Consider the following 19,861-nt stretch of genomic DNA (forward strand, 5'->3'; position numbering starts at 1 on the left):
CAGAAACGTTCAGACTCGAACATGGGAGGAATCGGATGTCCGACGACCGTCTGTTCGGGCTGCAACGCCATGAGCGAGTGATGGATGAGCTGCGCCGGCATGGCTCTGTCCGCGTGAAGGACCTGGCCCAACTGCTCGGCGTCAGCGAGTTGACCGTGCGCCGGGACATCGCGGCCCTCGCCGCGCAGAACCTGCTGACCAAGGTGCACGGCGGCGCGACGCTACCGACCGACCTCGCGCCTTCGGGTCCGGCCCGGCGCAGGAGTTCGGCGGCTCCTCGCTTCACCATCGGCATGGTGGTTCCGTCGCTGGACTATTACTGGCCGCCGATCGTCAGTGGCGCCCGATCGGCCGCTGCCGCGCTTGGCGTGCACATCCAACTGCGCGGATCGACGTACGACTGGAACGAGGATCGCCGCCAGATCACCCGCCTGATCGAGGCGCAGCAGGTCCAGGGGCTGCTACTCGCGCCGAACCTGGAGGGCGAGGACGTCGGCGAGATGATCCAGTGGATCGGCGATCTGCCCGTGCCCGTGATTCTGGTGGAGCGGCACCCGCCGCGCTGGACGCCGACGAAGTACCAGCTCGAGTGGGTTCGCAGCGATCACTCGCTCGGCGCCGAGATCGCCGTACGGCATCTGCACGACCACGGTCATCGCAACATCGGCCTGCTGCTTTCCAAGGGCAGCCCGACCTCGGCACACCTGGCGCACGGATGGGGCCTGGCCTGCGCGGATCTCGATATCCCGGCCGGCATGGTGTTGCGCGAGTCGGTCCGGATGGACGAGCCGGGTCATCGCGAGATCGTCGCGCAGATCCTCAAGCAGTGCGACGAAGCCGGTACGACGGCCTTGATCATCCACTCCGACCCGGACGCGATGGCCGTCGCGCAGTACTGCGTCGAGCTCGGCATGTCGATCCCGGAGGACCTGGCGATCATCGCGTACGACGACGAGGTGGCCGGGCTGGCCGAGCCGGCGATGACCGCGGTCCGGCCGCCCAAGTCGATGGTCGGACGGACGGCGGTCGAGCTGATGGTGGCCCGATTGGTCGAGGGCAAGCGCCGCCCGACGCAACGCGTGCTGCTCACTCCCGAACTCGTCATCCGGGACTCGTCGATCGTGCTAGCCCTTTAAAACAAGGGAGGACGTCGTGCCATCGGGCCAATGCGCGACGACGGTTCCGTCGGGGTGGACGTCCACCTTGGGCGGGGTTTTCGCCGTACCGGCTAGTGTCACGACGGCGGCGTACGTCTCGCCGGGGTGCGGTGTCGTGGTGACCAGTGGGATGGCGGTGTGGCTTCCGGTTGGGCCGGCGTTGACCAGGCGACGGATCCCGGCTTGGCCGAAACCTGATACCGAGGAGTGCAGGTCGTTGCCTTCGACAACAGCCTGGCCGGCCTCCATCGAACCTGCCGGAGCATCGTCCCCGGTGATCGGCCAGCCGCTGATCTCCAACGTCCACGACGGATCCAGCTCGGCGGCCGGGTCGACGCGCACCGCCCGGACCTCCTGTCCGCCGTGCAGCAGGGATCCGAGGATGAGGCGCGGCCCTTTTGCGACGCTGCCCGCGCGACCGGATCCGTGCTCGGGCCCATCGTCCTCGTCCGTCTTGACCCAATGTGCCTCGGTGATCGAGATTCCGTACGGTCTCGCCGTGAAGCCGTTGCGATGACTCGGGCCGAGCTCCGGATGAACGATGGCGACGCTGTTCTCGAGCGCCTGGTCCCACGCGCCCGCGGCCATCGACGGCATGGTGTGGGTGGAATAGCCGAGGCGTGCGTACAGCGGTGAGTCCGCGCGTTCGTCGCCCGGATTCGAATGATCCGTGCCGTGGTTGACGATCCGGACGATGCCGTCGTCGCTGGTGCCGTTGACCAGCCATCCCGGCTCGGGCAGCGTCAGCTCGAAGTCGCCGGTCTCGACTGGTAGCGGCAGTTCCGCGTCAGCCCAGACGGGATGTTCCGCCGGTAGCGTGAGGCCGAGCATCCCTTTCACCGCCCAGTACGGCGAACCCGGGCCGGAGTACGACTGCGCCATGGCGGGCCATTCGCCGTACCAACCGAGGTTGAGCAGGCCGCGTTCGTCCGGGACACCGCGATCCAGGAAGTGGCCGAGCATCCCGGAGGCGGCTCGTCTCAGCAGGCCTGGCGGCAGGTCCGTCGCGCCGGTGATCGCGCCGACCCAGAACGGCGCGGCCGCAGCGAAGCGATAGGTGAGGCTGCGGCCTTGGGCGAGCGGCGAACCGTTGGCGCCGATGAGGTGCACGGCCGTTTGCAAGTATTCGTTGAGGCGTTCTCGCCAGAGCGTTTCCCTTTGAGGGTCGCACAAGCCGGGTTCCATGGTTGCCCAGAGCAACGGATAGACGTGCAGGGCCCAGCCGTTGTAGTGGTCGTACGCGCGTTCGGGTCCGTCGGCGTACCAGCCGTTGCCGCGATAGAGCGACTCGTGTACGGCCAGACCGCTCTCGATATCGGCCATCGACCAGGGGCCGCCGACGGACTTGAGGAAGGTCTCGACGACGATCTGGAACCACACCCAGTTGATCGGCGGATACTCCTCGCCGACGACCGTTGCGAGCCAGGCGACGAGTTGCTCGCGATCCCGATCGGCCAGTTTGTCCCAGAGCCAAGGGCGGCTCAGGTGCAGGCCTAGGGCGATCGAACAGGCCTCCACTTTTGCCTGGCCCAACTCGTCGGGTCGCGGCCAGCGGTGGGGGGATTGCGGGTCTGTTCCGACGCGGAGGCCGTCGGCGTACCACTCGGCCAGTCCGTGCGGGTCGACCCCGTTCTCGCCGCGCAGCCGGATCGCGGCGAGGAGGAACGAACGGGCGAATGCTTCCAGGGAGTCGCTGTCCGGGCCGTACGCGCTCGCCGGGCCGGGGAGGTCGATGCGTGCGTGGTCGGGGGAGGCCCAGGGGCGCAACGACAGCAACAGGTTGTCGGCCGTGGCGGCCCACAATTCACGGGACACGGGGGCTCTCCTTGAGCGTGGTGATGGTCAGGTCGAACGACGTCTGGTTGGGGCCGAGGTCGATTACTAGGCGATGTACGGCCGGGCCCCAGACGTCGCTGAGCAGGGGGTCATCGATGGTTCGTTTCTCCAGGCGTCCTTGGCCGAGGTGGGGAGCCCAGGTCAGGCGTGCCTTTGCTTTTGCTTTTGCGCCGGCCAAGGTCTCGACGGTCAACTCGCCTGCGTGGTGGGCGATCGGGCGTCCCGCCAGGACGTGGTGGAGCGTGACGTGGTCCGCGTTCTCCCACTCGTCGTGGACGCGGACCGTGCTCGCTTGCCGGTCCAGGGTTGCCGTCCGTCGCCAGCGGGCGTCTGTTGGGTAGGCGGTCGAGAGGTCGGCCGAGAACGAGTCGCCCTCTGGTGTTAGGCGTACGTCGACCTCGCTCGCCCGCCATTGCGCGCCTGCGGGTTGTTCGTGGCCGGCGATCAGCGGCAGGTTGTGCCATTCGCTGCGTACGACCCATTGCTCGTAACGGCGTTCGGAGAACGAGATGCTCGTGTACGTCGGCTGGCCGAGGTCGATCAGCACGGGCGTACCGTCGACGGCGACGACGTAAGACCCGACGTCGTTGTGGTTGTGGTTCTCCGCGTTATGCCCGCCCTTGATCGCAAGCGCCAGACCTTTCGTCGTACCGGCTTGTTCGCGCGAGACCAACAGCTGCACATCAGGAAGCCAACTCGACGCTGGCAATGGCAGCGCCGCCGGTTGCGCCGCCGGTTGCACCGCCGGTTGCGCCGTCATCCAGTCGTCGTCGAGTAGCCCGGTCAGTGCCCGGCCCAAACCCGCCTTGGCCGAGATCGCTTGGCCTCGATGGGCGGCGGCCTGCGCCCGTACGTCGTGATCGCCGATCCGGCCGCCCCACCGATGCAGGACATGCCAGGGCTGGTCGGGATCAGGCCGTGCCGGTCCATCGCCGACGTTGACGTACCAGCCTTCGCCTAATGCCATCCGCTGCGGATACCGTGCGAGTTCGGCCAGCGGCGCGATATCCCAAGGCGCGAACTCTCCACCCGTGACACGATCGAGCAGCTCCAGCGCCTCGGCCAGCCGCGCCGGCCCGTTCCACCAGTAGGCGTACCCCTCGTCGCAACCACCGTCCGCCGGTAGCGCGGCGAGATAGCGATCGAGGCCGTCGATGGTCAGCTCGACGACGGCCCGCTTGGTGGCCGAATCGGTTTCGAGCAATAACGTTGCCGCCAGCAACTGTCCATGGATCCACGGATTCCAGTTGTGCAGGTGACCGTCGAGCCCGAGCCAATGCCAACGGCGATCCTCGAGAAACGGCCGAATCACGCGCCGCCGTGCTTCCTCGCGAAGGCGCCGCCGAAGCCCCGGAACCCGCCGGTCAAGCGCCGACGCAAGCGCCAAATCCGCCCAAGCCAATATCGAGACCGTCTCCGCGGCGCCAAGATCGAGGTACGGGTGATCCGGATCCGGAACGACCTCCTTCCGCTCCGACGCGAACGACTCATGTGCCGCCCAGCACCAACTCGTCTGCTCGCACAACAGCAGCAACCCGTCCGCCGCCTGGTCGAGGTGCTTCTCCTCCCCAGTCAACGCCGCCGCGAGAACCGCTGCACTCGTACGCCGTCTAACGTCACCCGCAGGACCCTCATACGCCGTACGAACCCCATCCCGCCAATAGCGCGCGTAATCCGACAAGAAAGTCCCCGGCCACGGCACCCCCGCGTCCCTCGAAGCCTCAGCGGCGATCGCGGCAGCCGTCTCCGGGTCGCACGTCTCCCAGGCCGCCCGATCACCGACATCCGGCACGCCAACCCGCGCGCGGGCATGCCCCAACGCCGCAGCACGCACAGGCTCGCCCAAGTCGAACCACCGCCGCGTCAGCGTCACCAAACCTCCAAAGGAAAGCGCTTGCCGCATCCATCCTAAATCGCCCCTCACGGGCAAGGCCCAGGGGCCCACCTGTCCATAGCGCTGCCACGGCCGGACGCAGAATGCGACCCGCGCACGGATTTGGGGATAACCCTCCCGCGAGGTGCCTTATGCGTCGCGCGCGTGCAAACACAAGGAGGCACCTCGCGGCAAGGTTGTCCACAAAACAGCCCGCACGTGTGCGGTTGGGGCTTAGGCGCCGTGGGCTCGGCATCCACAGGCGGCCCGCATTCCGCGTCCGACCGTGGCAGGCCTTCCATGCGACTGGACGCGCCATAACGCGACCACGCATGCCCATTCCCCTCCGCGATTAGACGCGTCATAACGCGACCACGCCTGCCCAATTCCCCCTGCAAGTGGACGCGTCATAAGGCGACCACGCGCGCCCGACCTTCTCGCGAGTGGACGCGTACTGCCGCGACCACTCGGGCGCCGGCCCGCCGATCCGGGCGGCGCCTCGCGGGTAAGGGCGAGGGGGCTCGCCTGTGGATAGTGCTGCCACGGTCGGACGTGGAATGCGGCGCGCGGGCGGATATTGGGGACAACTCTGTCGCGAGGTGCCTTGTTGTGTCGCGCGTGTGCAAACACAAGGAGGCACTTCGCGCGAGGGTTTTCCACAAATCAGCCCGGACGTGTGCGGTTGGGACCTAGGGGCTGTGGGCTTAGCGTCCACAGGTGGGCCGCATTTTGCGTCCGACCGTGGCGGGGATTCAATGCGAGTGGACGCGTCATTACCTGACTACTCGTGTCCAGGGTCTGCGCGGGGGCGTCAGGACGCGACCATTCGCGGGCAAGATCCCCGCGAGTGGTCGCGTATGCGGTGACGACGCGTGCCCCGAGTCCCCGCGAGTGGTCGCGTTGTGCGGTGACGACGCGTGCCCCGAGTCCCCGCGAGTGGTCGCGTATGCGGTGACGACGCGTGCCCCGAGTCCCCGCGAGTGGTCGCGTTATAACGCGACCACTCGTGCCCAAGATCCCGCGAGTGGTCGCGTTTTGACGTGATGACGTGTGGCTAAGGGCCCCGCAAGTGGTCGCGCCCTAACGCGACCACTTGCGGAGGGGAGGAGGGGGTGGGGGTTAGGACTGGGGGATGCGGGTGCGGGGGATGGTGGTGGGGGTGCCGAGGGTGGTGGGGGCGATGGTGAGTTTGTCTAGGTCGGGGGCGAAGGCGGTTGGGTTGCCGAAGACCAGGGAGCCGGTGGAGGTGTGGAGGGTTACGGGGATTGTGCGTTCTAGGAAGCTGTTCCAGGCGTAGGTGTAGCGGAAGTACGCGTGGCCGGCGGGCGTTGTGCTGCCGGTTTCGGTGATGTTGAGGCGGCGGTCGACTACCTGGGGGTTGTAGTCGTGGGCGCCACTTAGCTCGGCGTTCGCGTAGCTGACGACGACGTTGTACTCCCCGGGCTTGTCGAAACCGGGGCCGCGCGGCACCTCGATCGTGTTACCGGCGCCATTGCCGATGTAACCGGCGCCCTTCAGCCCAGACGCGTTGCTGCCCGAAGCAGGCGTGTACGTGTTCACAACGGCAGTGCCGTGACGGACAGCGTTCTCGGCCTCGACAACGACTGCGGCGCTGTCGGCCGACGCGGCTCGGGTCGTGGTGACCTGCTGGAGCAGAATCCCGTTGGCCGAGCTCAACTCGAGCTCGTTGATCCCCTGCACCAAGTGAACCCGTGCCGTAGAACGCCATACGCCAAGGCGCGGTGCACTCAACTGCGTGACCGCGCGCCCGTTCACGCGGATACCAACCTTCGCCGCGGCAGTCGTCCGATAGTCGACGCTGATGTCGTAGTACCCGGTCTCCCAGGCCTGAGCGTAGACGTCGGCCCGCTGACCAGCACCGCGGATGCTGCCGTGACCACGCGCCTGCGCAACGCCGTACGTCACTGCAGCGCCACCGGCATAACGCAGCGTCGACGCCGGGTAGACCGTCGGCTCGCCATCGGTGACGTCCGTCAGCAGGAACTTGTCGAGCGTGATATCCGAGTTCGGCAGCAGGGTGGTCCCATCCGCGCTCGCCCGCAGCGAAAGCGTGTGTTGCCCGGCCGTCAACGGGATCGTCACCTCAGCACTGCCGCGATACTGCCACTTCTGGTACGACGTGAGCGCAAGGTTTGCCGTGTACTGGACCGGCGAGGCCATGACGTTGTCGACGAAGAGCGCATGCCGCCCAGGGGTGCCAGGCGTGGCCCCGATGATCTGGAACCGGTATTTGCCGTCGCGCGGAACGCTGACCGTCCAGTCAGCCTTTGACGTCGGCTGGTTGAAGGACCCGACATCGCGTCCACCGGAGGCGAGGAACTTCCAGCCGCCGCCGGACAACGGGTCCTGGGTGTAGACCGTGGCCGCGGTGAGGTTCGTGTTCTCGGCCTCAACGCTGGCCGCCCACACCTTGCCCGCCTCGAGCGTGCGGTCTTGCTCGGGGGTGACGATGACCTGATACCCGGCGTATCGGTCGTACGTCGGCACCTCGAGCTCGACCGTGCCGTTGACCACGCGAACACCCTTGAGGGCCTTGATCACCGGCGGAGTGCCGGCGACACCTTCGGCCCCGGAGAGTGTGTTCTCGCGGACCTCGATGTCGACCTTGGTGCCGAAGGAGCTGAGACCGGCCAGCTTGAGCGAAACGGCCCCACCACTGCCGCCGCCGTACAGGACAGTGGCTCGCCTGTTCTTGGTATCGATGGCGCCAATGCCTTGCAGGGTGTCGACCGTGTTCAGCGCGGGCGGCGTGACCTTGACCGTCTGGCTGCCCGCGAGATCGCCGTACCACTTGTACATCCACCAGCCGGCGTTGGCCGAGTTGGTCCGCGCGCTGTTGTCGTTGAAGTTGCCGGCGTAGTTCCAGTAGGCGGTCTGCCCGTCGACCTTCAGGTCTTCCATGATGGACAGCCATTGGACGAGCTGCCCGGGCGTGCCCATGTCGCGCAGCATGCCGTACTCGGTGATGTTGATCGGGATCGGGCCGAGGCCGAGGTCCTTCTCGAGCTGCCGGTATTCGGCGAAGTGGGACCGGAAGGTTCTGAGGTTGTCGATGCCCAGTTCGTGCCAGATGAAGATGTCAGGCAGTACGCCGTTGGCCTTCGCGAAAGTGAGGATGTCCGCGGAACGCGCGGGCTGCCATCGGGTGTCACCAGGACCGCCGATGCGCGCATGCCCGAGATTGTGGCGGGCGTACACCTCTTGGATCTTTGTGTAGATGGCCTTCCAGTCAGCGAGGAAGGTCGCCTTCATGGTGGACCAGTTGGCGTACCAGTTGCCGCCGTCCGGTTCGTTGAAGGGGATGAAGACGTAGTCCTTGGGCCGCGAGGATCCGGTCGCTACCGCCTCGGTGACGAACTCGACGACCTCCAGGTAATCCCAGATGCCGTTGGGTTCGTTGCTGTAGGCACCGGTCGCCTGGTTGTACGTGCGGGTGTCGGCAGGGCGCACACCACCGTGGTACGACCAGTCCGGGTAATAGTCCTGGATGTAGATGTACATGTCCTTGCCGTGCTTCTGGAAGAAGCCGTCCTCGACCTTGAGGGCGTCACCGCTGGGATGCTGGGTCCCGTGCGGAGCCTTCTGCGAGGTGTTGGTGATGGCGGCGCCGTTGATGAGGGCCTGCGTCGGTGCGCCTTCGTCGCCGAAGCCGTACAACGTGCCCGTCGCGCCGCCGCGGAACGAGCCGGTGGTCTGGGAGAAGTCGACGCTCAAGGTGTCCGTGATCGCCTCCAGGGCTGCGACCGGCGCGGACAGGCTGCCCAGCGCCAGCGTGGTGATGACCGATGCGGCCACGAGTTTTGCGGCTTTCTTCATTCGATGCTCCTTAGGGCAAGGACCACTGCCTGATGAGGATGCGGAAGGGTGATCTTCAAAGAGCCCGAGACCAGCTCGACAGTCGCGTCCGTCCCCGTCGGATAGACGACTTCAACGCGAGTGGCGAAAACGGGCAGCTGCAGCGTGCGAGTGTCGGTGACTCCACCGCGCCGCCAGATCGCCACCAACGCCTGCCCGCCGGAGCGCAGGCCGTGCACGATCCACTTGTCCTCCCACTCGGGCAGGCCAAGGGGCCAGAACGGTACGGCGGTCGCGATGAACTGGCGGTGAGCTCGATAGGCGTCGACGGCTTCGGTGACCAGAGCTCGCTGGTCGTCGGTCATCTTGTCCAGATGTCCCGATAGGTGCAGGCGGCCGAGCATCCCCGCGGTCATCGTGAACGCGATCTCTTCATCGGTGAACGTGGGCTGGGGATAGGCCCAACTGGCTGCCTGCTCTGGCGCGATCGCCGCGGCGGCCGCGGCCGCGATGGGGGGATACCGCAGGAAGTCCTGCTGGTCACTGGTCGACTGCATCTGCAGGTGGGACAGCATGGCGTAGTCAACGCGCATCCCACCCGACGCGCAGCTCTCGAGAGTGAGGTCGGGGTGCTGGTCGAGCACCTCGTCGATCCACTGGAGGAAGGCCCGGTTGTGGCCCAGTAGTCCAGCTCCGGCGGCGAGTTCGTCGCGGTCGGTGCCGGCGCCGATGTTGATGTTGTAGTCCAGCTTGAGATAGCCGATGCCCAGACCGCCGACGAGTCGGTCGATCACCTCGTCGAGATGTTTGCGGGCCAACGGGTGGCGCAGATCGAGGTGGTACCGGCCGTGTTCGACGACGCGATGGCCATGGCGCAGGAAGAACGCCTCGTCCGGCAGCAGATCCGCGACGGCGCTGCGTACGCCGACGACCTCCGGCTCCAGCCATAGCCCCGGGACCATGCCTCGGTCGCGAATGTGCTGGATGACCTCCGCCAGCCCGCCCGGGAAGCGGTTCGTCGCCGGCTCCCAAGCGCCGACGCTGTCCCACCAGCCAGTGGAATCGTCGTCATACCAGCCGGCGTCGATGCAGAACGTTTCTGCGCCAACGGCTGCCGCGGCGTCGATCAGCGGTAGTAGCTTGGCCGTCGTCGGGTCGCCCATAAGGGTGTTCATGTAGTCGTTGAAGACAACCGGCAGCCGCTCGTGGTCCGGATGTGGCCGCCGATCGTGACGCCGGGCGACCGTCAGGGCCGCGATCACGCCTTCGAAACCGTCCGTGGCAAAAGCGATGGTCGCGGGAACGGTCGTGAACTCCTCGCCAGGGGCCAGCCGTTCGTACCAGTTGTGCTCGGTCTCAGTCGGGCCGAGCAGACTGACGTACAGGCCATCGGTGCGCTCGCCGACTTGCCAGTGCCATGGCCCGTTGTGCTCGATCTGCCAACCCAAGGCGTTGGCCTCGTTGACGACCACGCCAAGCGGCAGTGTGCCGTCGGAGGACCAGGCACCCAACGCCGTACGCGAGAAGGTGCCGCGCGGGTCGTGCTCATGCACGCTCCGATTGAGGTCCGGCATCAACTCGCGGACGCCGGCCGAGCGCCAGCGGTTCTCGGCGAGCCAGTCGTTGTCCGCCCACCACAGCTGCAGAGATTCCAACGGCGAGCCGATGCCGATCACCGCGGACGTGACCCACGTCAGGTCGACGTCCTTGGCCCCGCTGTTGATGACGCGGGACTGGATCCGTAGCGCAGCAACGCCGGGCACAGCGGACAACGTGGTGACGACGGTGAGTCCATCTGCCTGGCTGGTGACGTTGAGCTTGTCCCCCTCGATCGTGTGCCGGCGATAGGTCAGCAGGTGCGCCGAGTCGATATAGCGACGCGCTGACCAGGATCGACCGGATCCGGCAACCCCCACCTCGACAAGGGGGAGCGGAGTGGCCGGGCGAATGACGTCCTGATCGCCGATCCGGACCTGGCTCAGGCGAGCGATCCCGTCGGTGAGGGAGACGGTCAACGAGAAGGGGCCGGGGTTCCAATGGATCGCGGAAGGGCACATAGGCGGCTGGCTCCAGGGACGGGGGAACGGGACCGAACTTGCCGCCGAGGTCTTGCGCTCCGGCGATGTTATCGCTAACACTCTAGCCATGTCTGTGACCGGTCACAATCCTGTAAGCCAAGAAACGACGGCGTCCATCCGCGACGTCGCCCGCGCTGCCGGGGTGTCGTACCAGACCGTGTCGCGCGTCATCAACGACCATCCGAACGTCAGTCCGCAGGCCAAGGAAAAGGTCAACGACGCCATCGCGGCACTCGGCTACCGACCCAGCCGGGCGGCGAGAGCGCTGGCCAACGGTGTGGACCGCGCGGTGACCGTTTTGACGTCGAACACCAGGCTGTACGGCTACGCGGAAACCCTTGGTGGTATTGAGGAAGCGGCCAGGTCGGCCGGTGTCCAGGTCTCCATCCGCGTGCTGGAGTCGGACAGTCCCGAGCATGTCGCGGCAGCGGTCGAGGGGGTCAGCGATCCACGCGCGGGCGCGGTGATCGTGCTGGCGTTCGACCGTGCCGGGGCGCGTGCGCTACAGGCACTACCTGCAAACGTGAGTACGTCGGCGGCAGCGGAGTCCTATCTCGGCAGGCGTGCCCCGGTGTCGGAGAGCGCGCAGTGGGCCTGGTTCGACGACACGCTCGCCGCGCAGCACGCGACCGAGCACCTGCTGGCCCTTGGGCACGAGACCGTCCACCACCTCGCGATCCCTTCCACCACAAGCGTTGGCGATCGGCAACGCGGCTGGAAACGCGCGTTGTTGTCGGCGAACGCGTCCGTTCCGGATGTCGTTCGTCCCCGGAGTTGGAGTACGGCCGGTGCGCATGAGGCGGCGATGCGGTTGTTGCTGGACCCGGCGGTGACCGCGATCCTTTGCGGGAACGACGACCAGGCGCTCGGCGTCATTCGAGCCGCGCATGATCTCGGCATCAGCGTCCCGGCGGATCTCAGCGTGGTCGGTTTCGACGATGTGCCGACCGCCCGCTTCTATACCCCGGCCCTGACCACGGTCAGGTTCGACTTCGCCGCTCTCGGCGCCCGCGCCTTCGAGCTACTCGGGTTCGCGCCCGCGGGCGAGGCGCCGCTCGCGGAACCGACGCTCATCGTCCGCGAAAGCACCGGGCCCGCGCCCAGTCGTCGTACCGCTGTATCTCCGGGCCGCCGGCCCCGGGCAGGAACTCAAGAGAAGAAGGACGACCGATGAACAAAATCCGAAAGCCGTTGATCGCCGCGGCAGTGGTCGCACTACTGATCGCGGGCTGCAGCGACCCGGGTGCCGGCACGGGGAGCGCCGACTCGGGTGCGCCCGCCTCCTGGCCGGAGCAGACGGCAAAACTCGATGGCGTGAACCTCACCATCTGGGCCGCGCAGAACAGTAATACCGTGGCCAAGAAGGTCGCCGAGGACTTCACCACCGCCACCGGCGCGAAGATCAACATCGTCACGGTGCCGGATCCGTATGAGCAGAGTGTGCAGACGAAGGTCGCGTCGGGGGATAAGCCGGATCTCGCCTTCTGGCAGCCGACCGCGTCGCAGTTGACCGCCATCAATGCCAAGCAGAACTTGCAGCCTCTCGACGGCGCGCCATTTATCGACAAGTACACCCCGGCTCTGAAGGACGCCACGGGCATCTTGGACGGCACTCGTTATGCGGCACTGGTGACCGTGCCCGCGGTGGAGGGGGTCTGGTTCAACAAAGAGGTCTTCGCCAAGTACGGCATCACTTCCACGCCGAAGAACTTCGACGAGATGGTGGCCGCGGGGCGCAAGATCAAGGCTCAGGGCGGAGTGCCGTTCTACGAGATGGGCGGCGAGAAGTGGGCGACTCAGTGGTGGGTGCAGGTCCAGCTCGCCGACGCCGCGAAGCTGGGGCTGTGGGACAAGGTGAACAAGGGGGAGGAGAAGTTCACCGACCCCACGATCCTCAACGCGATCAAGAAGTACCGGAGCCTGGTGGACGAAGGACTGTTCAACAAGAACATCACCTCTGCCACTTTTGTTGACCAAGGCAAGGCCGTGCTGTCCGGGCAGGCGGCGATGGCGATTCAGGTCAACACGTTCTTCAGCCAGTTGCAGGCCCAGTCGAACACCGCCGAGCTGAACAAGAAGATCGGCTTCTTCCCGATCTCGCCCGCGGGCAACATCGGAACCAACATCCCCGACCAGTCGAACGCCCTGATCGCCTTCAAGACCGGCGACGCCAAGCGCGAAGCGGCCGCACGTCAGTTCCTGACCTACTGGCTCGGCACGGCCTACCCGGAGTTCGTCAAGGCCCAGAACACCGTCTCGATTCAGGCCGGCGTGGAGACGCCCGCGACCGTTCCGGATGCGCTGAAGGCGAATGCGGCCTCGATCGGGGATTCCGTCGGCTCGATGCAGGTGCTCGCCATCGTCAACCCGGACCTGTACCTCAACCTGGCCAACATGCTGGCCGGCCAAGCGACACCCGAAAAGGTCGCCGAGGCTACCCAGGCCCAGTTCGCGCAACTCGCACAGGCCATCGGCGCGGCAGGCTTCTGAGTCGGTATGTCCATTGCTAAGCGCCAGAAGCCGGCGCAGCCCCTGGCCTTCCTGGTGCCGGCCATGGTCATCATGCTCGTGTTCTTCTTCGTGCCCAGCATCTACAACCTGATCTACGCCTTCAGTGACTGGTCGAGTTTCAAGAGCTCCATCAACTTCGTCGGGCTGCGCAACTTCACCAATGTGCTGAACAACGGAGTCCTGCTGGGGGACCTGAAGGTCAACATCATCTATGCGGTGCTGGTCGCGATCTTCCAGAACCTGTTCGGCCTTGGTCTCGCGCTCCTCCTGGAGGCTGATACCAAGGTCAACCGGTTCGCGCGCACGATGGTCTTCATCCCGGTGCTCATGTCGGCTCTGGCGGTTGGCTACATCTTCCAGGCGTTGCTCAAGCCCACCGGAGCTCTGAACGCTGTGCTGTCGTCCGTCACCGGACAGGAGATCTCGTACGCCTGGCTGAACGATCCCAGCCGGACGTTGGTGTGGCTGACCCTCATCCACGCCTGGAAGTGGATGGGGCTCGCCATGCTCATCTACCTGGCAGGGTTGAAGACCATCAGCTCCGAGGTGCTCGAGGCTGCGCGCATCGACGGGGCAAACCGATGGCGGACCTTCCGCGACGTCAAACTCCCATTCTTAGCGCCAGCCGTCACCTTCAACGTGGCGACGGCTCTGCTCGGATCGATGAACAGCTTCGACATCGTTCAGGCCACCACCGGAGGTGGGCCCGGCCAGACCACCGAAGTCCTCAACATCTTCATCTACCGGACCTTCGGGCAGGGGCTGTTCGCCCAGGCCACCACGATGAGCCTCGTGCTGGTGATCGTCATCTCGCTGATGGCGTTCCCCACGATCATCATGCTGCGGCGACGGGAGCGTGTGCTGTGAGATCACGCATTCAGCCTGCTGTGGCGCTTGCGCTGGTTGGCGTTGTTGTCGGCATACCGCTCTGGCTGGTCATCGTGACCTCGGCCAAGTCCCAGGGTGATGCGCTGAATCCCTCGTTGGCACTGCCCACCGACGGCTGGCACTTCGCCCAGAACTACGCGAGAGCCTTCACCGAGGGACGCGTCGTCATGGCGTTCCTCGGCAGCGCGTCGATCGTGGTGCCTGCGGTGGTCCTCGTGCTGTTGTTCGGCGCGATGGCCGCGTGGGTGCTGGCCCGTCGTACGAGTATCTGGTTGTCAGCCGTGTACGCCGTGGCGATCAGCGGCATTGTCATCCCGCCTGCGGTGATCACGTTGGTGCTGCTCCTGCGGCAGCTCGGTTTGGCCGGCACGCTTGGCGGAATGGTCTTGGTGTACGTCGGTATCTACCTGTCGACGGCCATCTTCTTCATCACCGGATTCATCCGCACTATCCCGCACCAGCTGGAGGAAGCGGCCCGCGTCGACGGTGCGGGGCCGGTCCGGATCTTCTTCACGATCGTGCTGCCGCTGCTTCGCCCCGTACTCGCGACCGCGACGATCCTGATCTGCCTCTACATCTGGAACGACGTGTTCTTCGCGTTCTTCGTCATCGGCGGCCGGATGGACACGCTGCCGCTCAACCTGTTCCAAGTGGCCAGCGCCAGTGTGTACCTGAACAACTGGAACCTCATTTTCGCCTACGTGGTGCTCATGAGCATTCCGCTGCTGGTCGTTTTCGTGATCGCCCAACGACGCATCATCGCCGGCATCACTGGTGGTGCGGTGAAATGAAGGGAACCTCTGTTTGGACAAGCTCGATCCCGTTGCCGAGTAAGGCCCACTCGGCAACGCGCGAGACCGTTGCCGCAGGCACCAGTTCTTCATACCCGGCAACCGCGGGGATGTCGGTGCTCGCATGCGCGTCATGGGGCAACACCACCCGAAACCCTTGCGCCAGCGCCGTACGGGCCGTAGCGCTGACGCACATCTCGGACATCACGCCAGTGATCGCCATCGAACGCACGCCGTGTTGAGTGAGCAACCCGGCCAGGTCCGTTCCGTCGAAGGCGTCCGCCTTCTTCTTCCGGATCACGATCTCGGTGGGAGCTGCCGCCAGTTGCAGCTCCCACCCCGGCGTACCCGGCTCGTCCACCTTCCCCGCGGGTCCGTCGTTCTGCACGTGAACCACCAAGGCCGCGTTGGCGCGCGCCTTTTCGAGCAAGTCCGTGAGCGTTTCCATCAGTGGACCTGCGCCCGGCAGGCGGCCGGCGCCTTCGATATGGCCTGCCTGTACGTCGATGATCAGCAGCGCCTCAACGGGTTTCACGATCGCCTTCCCAACAGTTGTGCTTTCAGTAGATCGAGAGTCCAGGCCTGCCATTGGTCGTCGGACCAGCCGCGATCCACGGTCATCACCAGGTAGAGCTCGGGACTGAGTAGACCGTAGAGGACATCCGCGGCCTGCTCGGCGTCCACGCCCTTCCGTACGCCCGGCTTGTCGAGCAGCGCCTTCGCCGCATTGAGGTGTACGACGTACCGCGGGTCGTCGGCCGGCCAGAGTGCGACGACTTCCGGATCGGCGGCCGCGGCCGCGTCGAGCACGCGCAGGATCGGCGCGACCCGTTCGAGGATCGGCCGGGTGCCTTCGACGTGAGCCTCGAGCTGCTTCCCAGCGGTCTTCGCGTCGAGCACGGCCTGGAACCACGGCCGCTCGAGCGTCGCCACGGGTGCGTCATCGCCGGCGATCGTGACGTCGACGAGCTCCTTCAAAACCGTGCGTTTGTTGCCGAATCCGAAGTAGATCGTCTGCACGGCAACCCCGGCCTCGTCCGCGATCTCCTGCAGCGAGGTCGCGCCGTACCCCTGCGCGACGAACAGCCGCCGGGCGGCCTCGAGGATGCGCCGCCTCGTCTCGCGGGCCTTCTCGGCACGGACGGAGCCTTTCTTGACAGACGTCATGGTTGTAGCTTACCTCTAGAGTTATTCACTAGAGTTCCACTACAACGAAGGAGTTCTGATGGCCATCATGCGCCTGACCCGATTCACCATCGACGCGGCCGACCGCAAGCCGATGCTGACCAACCGAGCCGCCCTGATCGACGCCGTACAAGCCCGCTATCCCGGCCTGACCGAGACCCGCCAGTGATGGCGGCGGTGGTGGGGTCCGCTGAATAGGGCGAACCAGAAGAACATCCAGAGGAGCCAAGGCGCGCCCAGTGCGATGGTGGCGACGACTAGGCCCACCATCAGGAACTGTGCGAGCAAGAGGAATCGTGGCGGCGGGCCTGCCCGGAACCGCTGGGGATCAGGTCGCCGTAGCGTTGCGGGAGTTGCGGTTTCCGGGTCCGGCAGGTCGGCGAAAAGTGGTGCCACGTCGTCGACGTACCGCGCTCGCGTCGCTTGGTCGCTGCGCTCCTCGAACTCCTCTTGGGTAAGTCGCCCGGCCACGAAGTGCTCACCCAGCAGGGCCACGGCCTCGTCCCGTTCGGCGTCGCCGATCCGGACCACCCGCTCCCGTACGTCGTACGCCGAAGGGGATGGCAGGTGCTGGCTCATGACCGGTCCTGCTCGTCATCGTCGTCGGCGAGGATGCCGAAGAGCGTGCGCCGCAGGTCGGCCAGCGCCTTGCGGGCTCGCACCTGCTGATCGGGAGTGCCGGCGGCGTGGATCTGCCAGAGCGCCGTACCCACCTGTCCGAGCAGCGGCTTCAGTCCGTTGTCGTCATCCTCCGCCGATGCGCTCATCGCCTCCCAGGGCGCCGATACCTCGTCGGCGTGCGCGGCGACGTACGCACGGCCCTCGTCAGTGAGCGTGAACGTCCGGCGTCCGGTCTCGGCATCCGCTGTGACCAGACCTTCGTCCTCCAACTGCTGGAGGGTCGGGTAGATCGAGCCCGGGCTCGGCTTCCACGCGCCGCCGCTGCGCTCGGCGATCTCCTGGATGATCTGGTAGCCATTCGTCGGCTGCTCGGCCAGTACGGCGAGGATCGCGGCCCGTACGTCGCCGCGCCGCGCCTTCGGGCCACGCCAGCCGCGCGGTCCACCGGGTCCACCCGTCGGCCCGAACATCGGCCCACCGAACATCCCCCATTGCGCGCCGAACGGGTGGTGCCCGTGCCCGCGCCGCCCGCTCATGGCGAGCCACTCCTTCTTGACGTCCTCGATGAACGAGCAGTCCCGCGCAATCTGCTGCCAAGGCCACCCAACTGTGTGCGCCGATCCGGTCATGCCGACCACTGTCCCCTCAGAAGAGCTGGTCCGATACATCAACGATATATCGCGACCGATTGCCAACCAAGGCCCACAGCCGGGAAAATCAGGGCGAGGTGGCGGTGCCGAGGGTGAAGGCGCCCAGTGGCTTCGGCGCGCCCGGCTCGTAGAAGATGTCGAGCTCGGTGACCTCGAATCCCGCGTTGGTCACCAGGTCGGCGATCGGCCGGGTGAGATGGCAGCCGCCGGCTAGTCGTTGCTGCAGGGGGTCGACGCGTCGTTGCCAGCGGCGTACCTTTTCGTCCTCCTCCGGCGCCAGCCCGTGCTCGACGAAGTGCAGAGTTCCACCGGGTTTGAGGACGCGCCGGATCTCCCGGAGGGCGGCGTCGGCGTCGGGGATGGTGCAGAGCGTCCAGGTGGATAAGGCGGTGTCGAAGCGGTTGTCGTCGAACGGCAACGACTGGCCGTCCAGCCCAGCTCGCCGTACCGGGATGTCGGTCGCCTCGATGCGCTTGCCGGCCAGCTTCCAGCCGAGGTCGGACGGCTCGACGCCGGTCACACTGGTGACGGTCGCCGGGTAGTACGGAACGTTGTGCCCCGAACCGAATCCGATCTCGACGACCTCGCCCGTCAGCCCGGCGCAGACTCGCTGCCGTACCGGCCGGGCCGTCTTGACCCCGCACGCGACATTGACGATGCGCGGCAGCACTCGCTCTGTATAGAACCCCATCGCGACCTCCGATCAGGGCTGCGGCGAGTCCGGCACGTCGTCGCGCTCGCGTTCGCCGTAGCGCCTACCAACCGGTCAGGCGTTGAAACCAATCGGCAGTAGGTGAAATTGAACCGTAACAGTCGCCTCTCTGGCGACGATAGGACGTGCAGGGGTGACTCGCCGCGCGTCCATGCGCGGCGAGCGCAATTCGAAGGGGGGCCTTAATGGGCCGCAATCGTGGAGTGTTCGCCGTCGTTGCCGCAGTGTCGGCGATCGCAGTGGGAGGCCTGTTCGGCCTGAACGCCGCGCAAGCAGACACCAGCGGGACATCGACCGTGACCACAACCATTCCGACGACCAGCACGCCGCCGACGAGCGAACCGCCGGGCAACTGGTGCTCGCCGGGCTTCTGGAAGAACAACCCGCTCGCCGTGGCCGAGACGGGCGTCGACATGTCGCAGTACTACAACGACGGGTTCGACCCGGACGTCAACGGCACGAAGAAGGGCGGCGTCGCGAACCCGACGCTCCAGCAGGTGCTGAACAGCCCGCAGTACTACGGCGGCGAGGCGTTCAACAACGTCGGTGACCTGCTCAGCAACGCCCACCCGGACGTCAGCTTCACCGGCGACCGCGTCGAAGACAGCTGCCCACTCTCCGCAGACGAAAGCCGCTAACCACCAACACCCGACGGCGAGCGGCGTGGTCCGCTCGCCGCCGAGTGGTCGGCGTTAGATGCAGGTGACCGCGTCCTTGATGACCGTGAATGCCGTCGGGTCGTTGAAGGCTGTGTGGACGCCCTTCTCGGCTACAACGCCCACGATGTCCGGTCGGCCGTTGGACTTGCCCACATAGCCCGCAACCTTGGCTAGTGACTCCTGCACGGCCTGGCGCGGGACGCTGAACTTGAAGAGCCCATGACCCGCTGGATCATTCGTGCCGGCAAACCAGCCCACTAGGTCCTGGGCGGCCTTGCAGTCCTGGACGAAGTACCTGAAGCCGTCAGACGGAATGTTCTTCAACAGGCCGGTCTTCTGGACCTCGGCAACCTCTGCCGGCGTACCGATCTTGTAGAGCGTGATGTAAGCCTCTGTGCTGCCAAGGATCGTGGAACCCGGTGTACCGAACGGGGAAGGTAGGGCCCGGACTGTCGGCGAATTCATCGCCTGCGCGGATCCGGTGCTCTCGACCGTGTTGAACTCGACCACGAACCGTCCACCGCTACTGCATTGGCCGGGCGTCAGCGTCGCATCGAGTTTCAGCGCATCCAGTTGGAAATAGTTGAACATGGTGGTGCCCGGCGCCGGCTCCAGCGTGGTCGACTGAGTTGAGCTGAGGTAGGCCAACGGGGCGGCTCCGCAGGCCCAGGCCCACCGATACTGCAGGGTCGCCTTCTTCGGACTCGGCTGTCCCTGGGCATCGAACTTCGGCCAGGCCGCGAAGTAGGCCGTGACCTTCACCGGCTTGCTGGTATCCACCCACAGCGCCGACAGCTTGTCCGCATCCCACAGGTTGTCGTAGCTGATCGACGCGTACCCACCGCCGAACTGCAACGCCCGCCCCAACGGCACCGGCGCATCCGGATCCGCCGCCGTCCGCTCGACCGGCGCGGCCACCCCTGGCGCGGCTGCCGCATTCACTCCACCAACCAGACCAGCACACCCGACGAGTACGACTACCGCACGAATAACCCGCCGCCGAAAAGCAGACATATAGAACTCCCTCACGAAGCGTCTCACCCAACACTTCGAGGCTATTCACGCCAAGGCCCACCCCCACCCC

17 protein-coding genes are annotated in these 19,861 nt (G+C 66.0%); 7 read left to right on the plus strand and 10 right to left on the minus strand.

Features of this window, described 5'->3' with window-relative positions; translation table 11 throughout:
- Positions 1 to 35 precede the first annotated feature (35 nt).
- Positions 36 to 1,136, plus strand: coding sequence for a LacI family DNA-binding transcriptional regulator (locus tag OG394_RS33750; RefSeq protein ID WP_328991229.1), 1,101 nt, complete (start codon positions 36 to 38; stop codon positions 1,134 to 1,136).
- On the opposite strand, the gene OG394_RS33755 is transcribed toward OG394_RS33750, so the two are convergent.
- The 4 genes from OG394_RS33755 to OG394_RS33770 form a co-directional block, all read right to left on the minus strand.
- Complete coding sequence (locus tag OG394_RS33755; protein ID WP_328991230.1) at positions 1,125 to 2,972, minus strand: DUF2264 domain-containing protein; 1,848 nt, start codon at positions 2,970 to 2,972, stop codon at positions 1,125 to 1,127. The genes OG394_RS33750 and OG394_RS33755 overlap by 12 nt on opposite strands.
- Complete coding sequence (locus OG394_RS33760) at positions 2,962 to 4,866, minus strand: heparinase II/III domain-containing protein (RefSeq protein ID WP_328991231.1); 1,905 nt, start codon at positions 4,864 to 4,866, stop codon at positions 2,962 to 2,964. Before OG394_RS33760 ends, OG394_RS33755 begins: the two co-directional genes overlap by 11 nt.
- 1,119 nt (positions 4,867 to 5,985) lie before the next feature.
- Complete coding sequence (locus OG394_RS33765) at positions 5,986 to 8,703, minus strand: hypothetical protein (protein WP_328991232.1); 2,718 nt, start codon at positions 8,701 to 8,703, stop codon at positions 5,986 to 5,988.
- Entirely contained in the window at positions 8,700 to 10,739 is a 2,040-nt protein-coding gene (locus OG394_RS33770) for a glycoside hydrolase family 36 protein (RefSeq protein WP_328991233.1), read from the minus strand. The genes OG394_RS33765 and OG394_RS33770 overlap by 4 nt, the downstream gene beginning before the upstream one ends.
- Before the next feature lie 88 nt (positions 10,740 to 10,827).
- On the opposite strand from OG394_RS33770, the gene OG394_RS33775 reads away from it, so the two are divergent.
- From OG394_RS33775 to OG394_RS33790, 4 genes are read left to right on the plus strand one after another with little or no spacing between them, the layout of a single operon-like run.
- Positions 10,828 to 11,934 (plus strand): LacI family DNA-binding transcriptional regulator, encoded by a 1,107-nt coding sequence (locus OG394_RS33775; protein WP_328991234.1) that lies wholly within the window; start codon positions 10,828 to 10,830, stop codon positions 11,932 to 11,934.
- Positions 11,931 to 13,250, plus strand: a complete 1,320-nt coding sequence (locus tag OG394_RS33780; RefSeq protein ID WP_328991235.1) for an ABC transporter substrate-binding protein — start codon at positions 11,931 to 11,933, stop codon at positions 13,248 to 13,250. The genes OG394_RS33775 and OG394_RS33780 overlap by 4 nt, the downstream gene beginning before the upstream one ends.
- 6 nt (positions 13,251 to 13,256) lie before the next feature.
- Positions 13,257 to 14,138 carry a carbohydrate ABC transporter permease gene (locus tag OG394_RS33785; RefSeq protein ID WP_328991236.1) on the plus strand — a complete coding sequence of 294 codons (882 nt, stop codon included), beginning with the start codon at positions 13,257 to 13,259 and terminating at the stop codon, positions 14,136 to 14,138.
- Positions 14,135 to 14,950 carry a carbohydrate ABC transporter permease gene (locus tag OG394_RS33790; protein WP_328991237.1) on the plus strand — a complete coding sequence of 272 codons (816 nt, stop codon included), beginning with the start codon at positions 14,135 to 14,137 and terminating at the stop codon, positions 14,948 to 14,950. The genes OG394_RS33785 and OG394_RS33790 overlap by 4 nt, the downstream gene beginning before the upstream one ends.
- Here the strand turns inward: OG394_RS33790 and OG394_RS33795 are convergent.
- Both OG394_RS33795 and OG394_RS33800 read right to left on the minus strand, forming a co-directional pair.
- Positions 14,928 to 15,485 (minus strand): isochorismatase family protein, encoded by a 558-nt coding sequence (locus OG394_RS33795; protein ID WP_328991238.1) that lies wholly within the window; start codon positions 15,483 to 15,485, stop codon positions 14,928 to 14,930. The genes OG394_RS33790 and OG394_RS33795 overlap by 23 nt on opposite strands.
- Positions 15,482 to 16,117: a TetR/AcrR family transcriptional regulator gene (locus OG394_RS33800; protein WP_328991239.1), complete on the minus strand. Its 636-nt coding sequence runs from the start codon at positions 16,115 to 16,117 to the stop codon at positions 15,482 to 15,484. Before OG394_RS33800 ends, OG394_RS33795 begins: the two co-directional genes overlap by 4 nt.
- 58 nt (positions 16,118 to 16,175) lie before the next feature.
- Between OG394_RS33800 and OG394_RS33805 the strand changes: the two genes are divergently transcribed.
- Positions 16,176 to 16,304 carry a hypothetical protein gene (locus OG394_RS33805; RefSeq protein ID WP_328991240.1) on the plus strand — a complete coding sequence of 43 codons (129 nt, stop codon included), beginning with the start codon at positions 16,176 to 16,178 and terminating at the stop codon, positions 16,302 to 16,304.
- Here the strand turns inward: OG394_RS33805 and OG394_RS33810 are convergent.
- The 3 genes from OG394_RS33810 to OG394_RS33820 all read right to left on the minus strand — a co-directional run bounded on the left by OG394_RS33810 (position 16,274) and on the right by OG394_RS33820 (position 18,097).
- The gene (locus tag OG394_RS33810; protein WP_328991241.1) at positions 16,274 to 16,714 is read right to left on the minus strand and encodes a DUF1707 SHOCT-like domain-containing protein; all 441 of its coding nucleotides are present in this window, start codon (positions 16,712 to 16,714) and stop codon (positions 16,274 to 16,276) included. The genes OG394_RS33805 and OG394_RS33810 overlap by 31 nt on opposite strands.
- On the minus strand, positions 16,711 to 17,385 hold the full coding sequence (locus OG394_RS33815; protein WP_328991242.1) for a PadR family transcriptional regulator: 675 nt from the start codon (positions 17,383 to 17,385) through the stop codon (positions 16,711 to 16,713). The genes OG394_RS33810 and OG394_RS33815 overlap by 4 nt, the downstream gene beginning before the upstream one ends.
- An 88-nt stretch (positions 17,386 to 17,473) precedes the next feature.
- Entirely contained in the window at positions 17,474 to 18,097 is a 624-nt protein-coding gene (locus OG394_RS33820) for a class I SAM-dependent methyltransferase (RefSeq protein ID WP_328991243.1), read from the minus strand.
- A gap of 206 nt (positions 18,098 to 18,303) precedes the next feature.
- On the opposite strand from OG394_RS33820, the gene OG394_RS33825 reads away from it, so the two are divergent.
- Positions 18,304 to 18,756, plus strand: coding sequence for a hypothetical protein (locus tag OG394_RS33825; protein WP_328991244.1), 453 nt, complete (start codon positions 18,304 to 18,306; stop codon positions 18,754 to 18,756).
- Positions 18,757 to 18,810: 54 nt separating this feature from the next.
- On the opposite strand, the gene OG394_RS33830 is transcribed toward OG394_RS33825, so the two are convergent.
- Positions 18,811 to 19,791, minus strand: coding sequence for a hypothetical protein (locus OG394_RS33830; protein ID WP_328991245.1), 981 nt, complete (start codon positions 19,789 to 19,791; stop codon positions 18,811 to 18,813).
- Between the last annotated feature and the right edge of the window lie 70 nt (positions 19,792 to 19,861).

This window comes from Kribbella sp. NBC_01245 (assembly GCF_036226525.1).
GTDB lineage: Bacteria > Actinomycetota > Actinomycetes > Propionibacteriales > Kribbellaceae > Kribbella.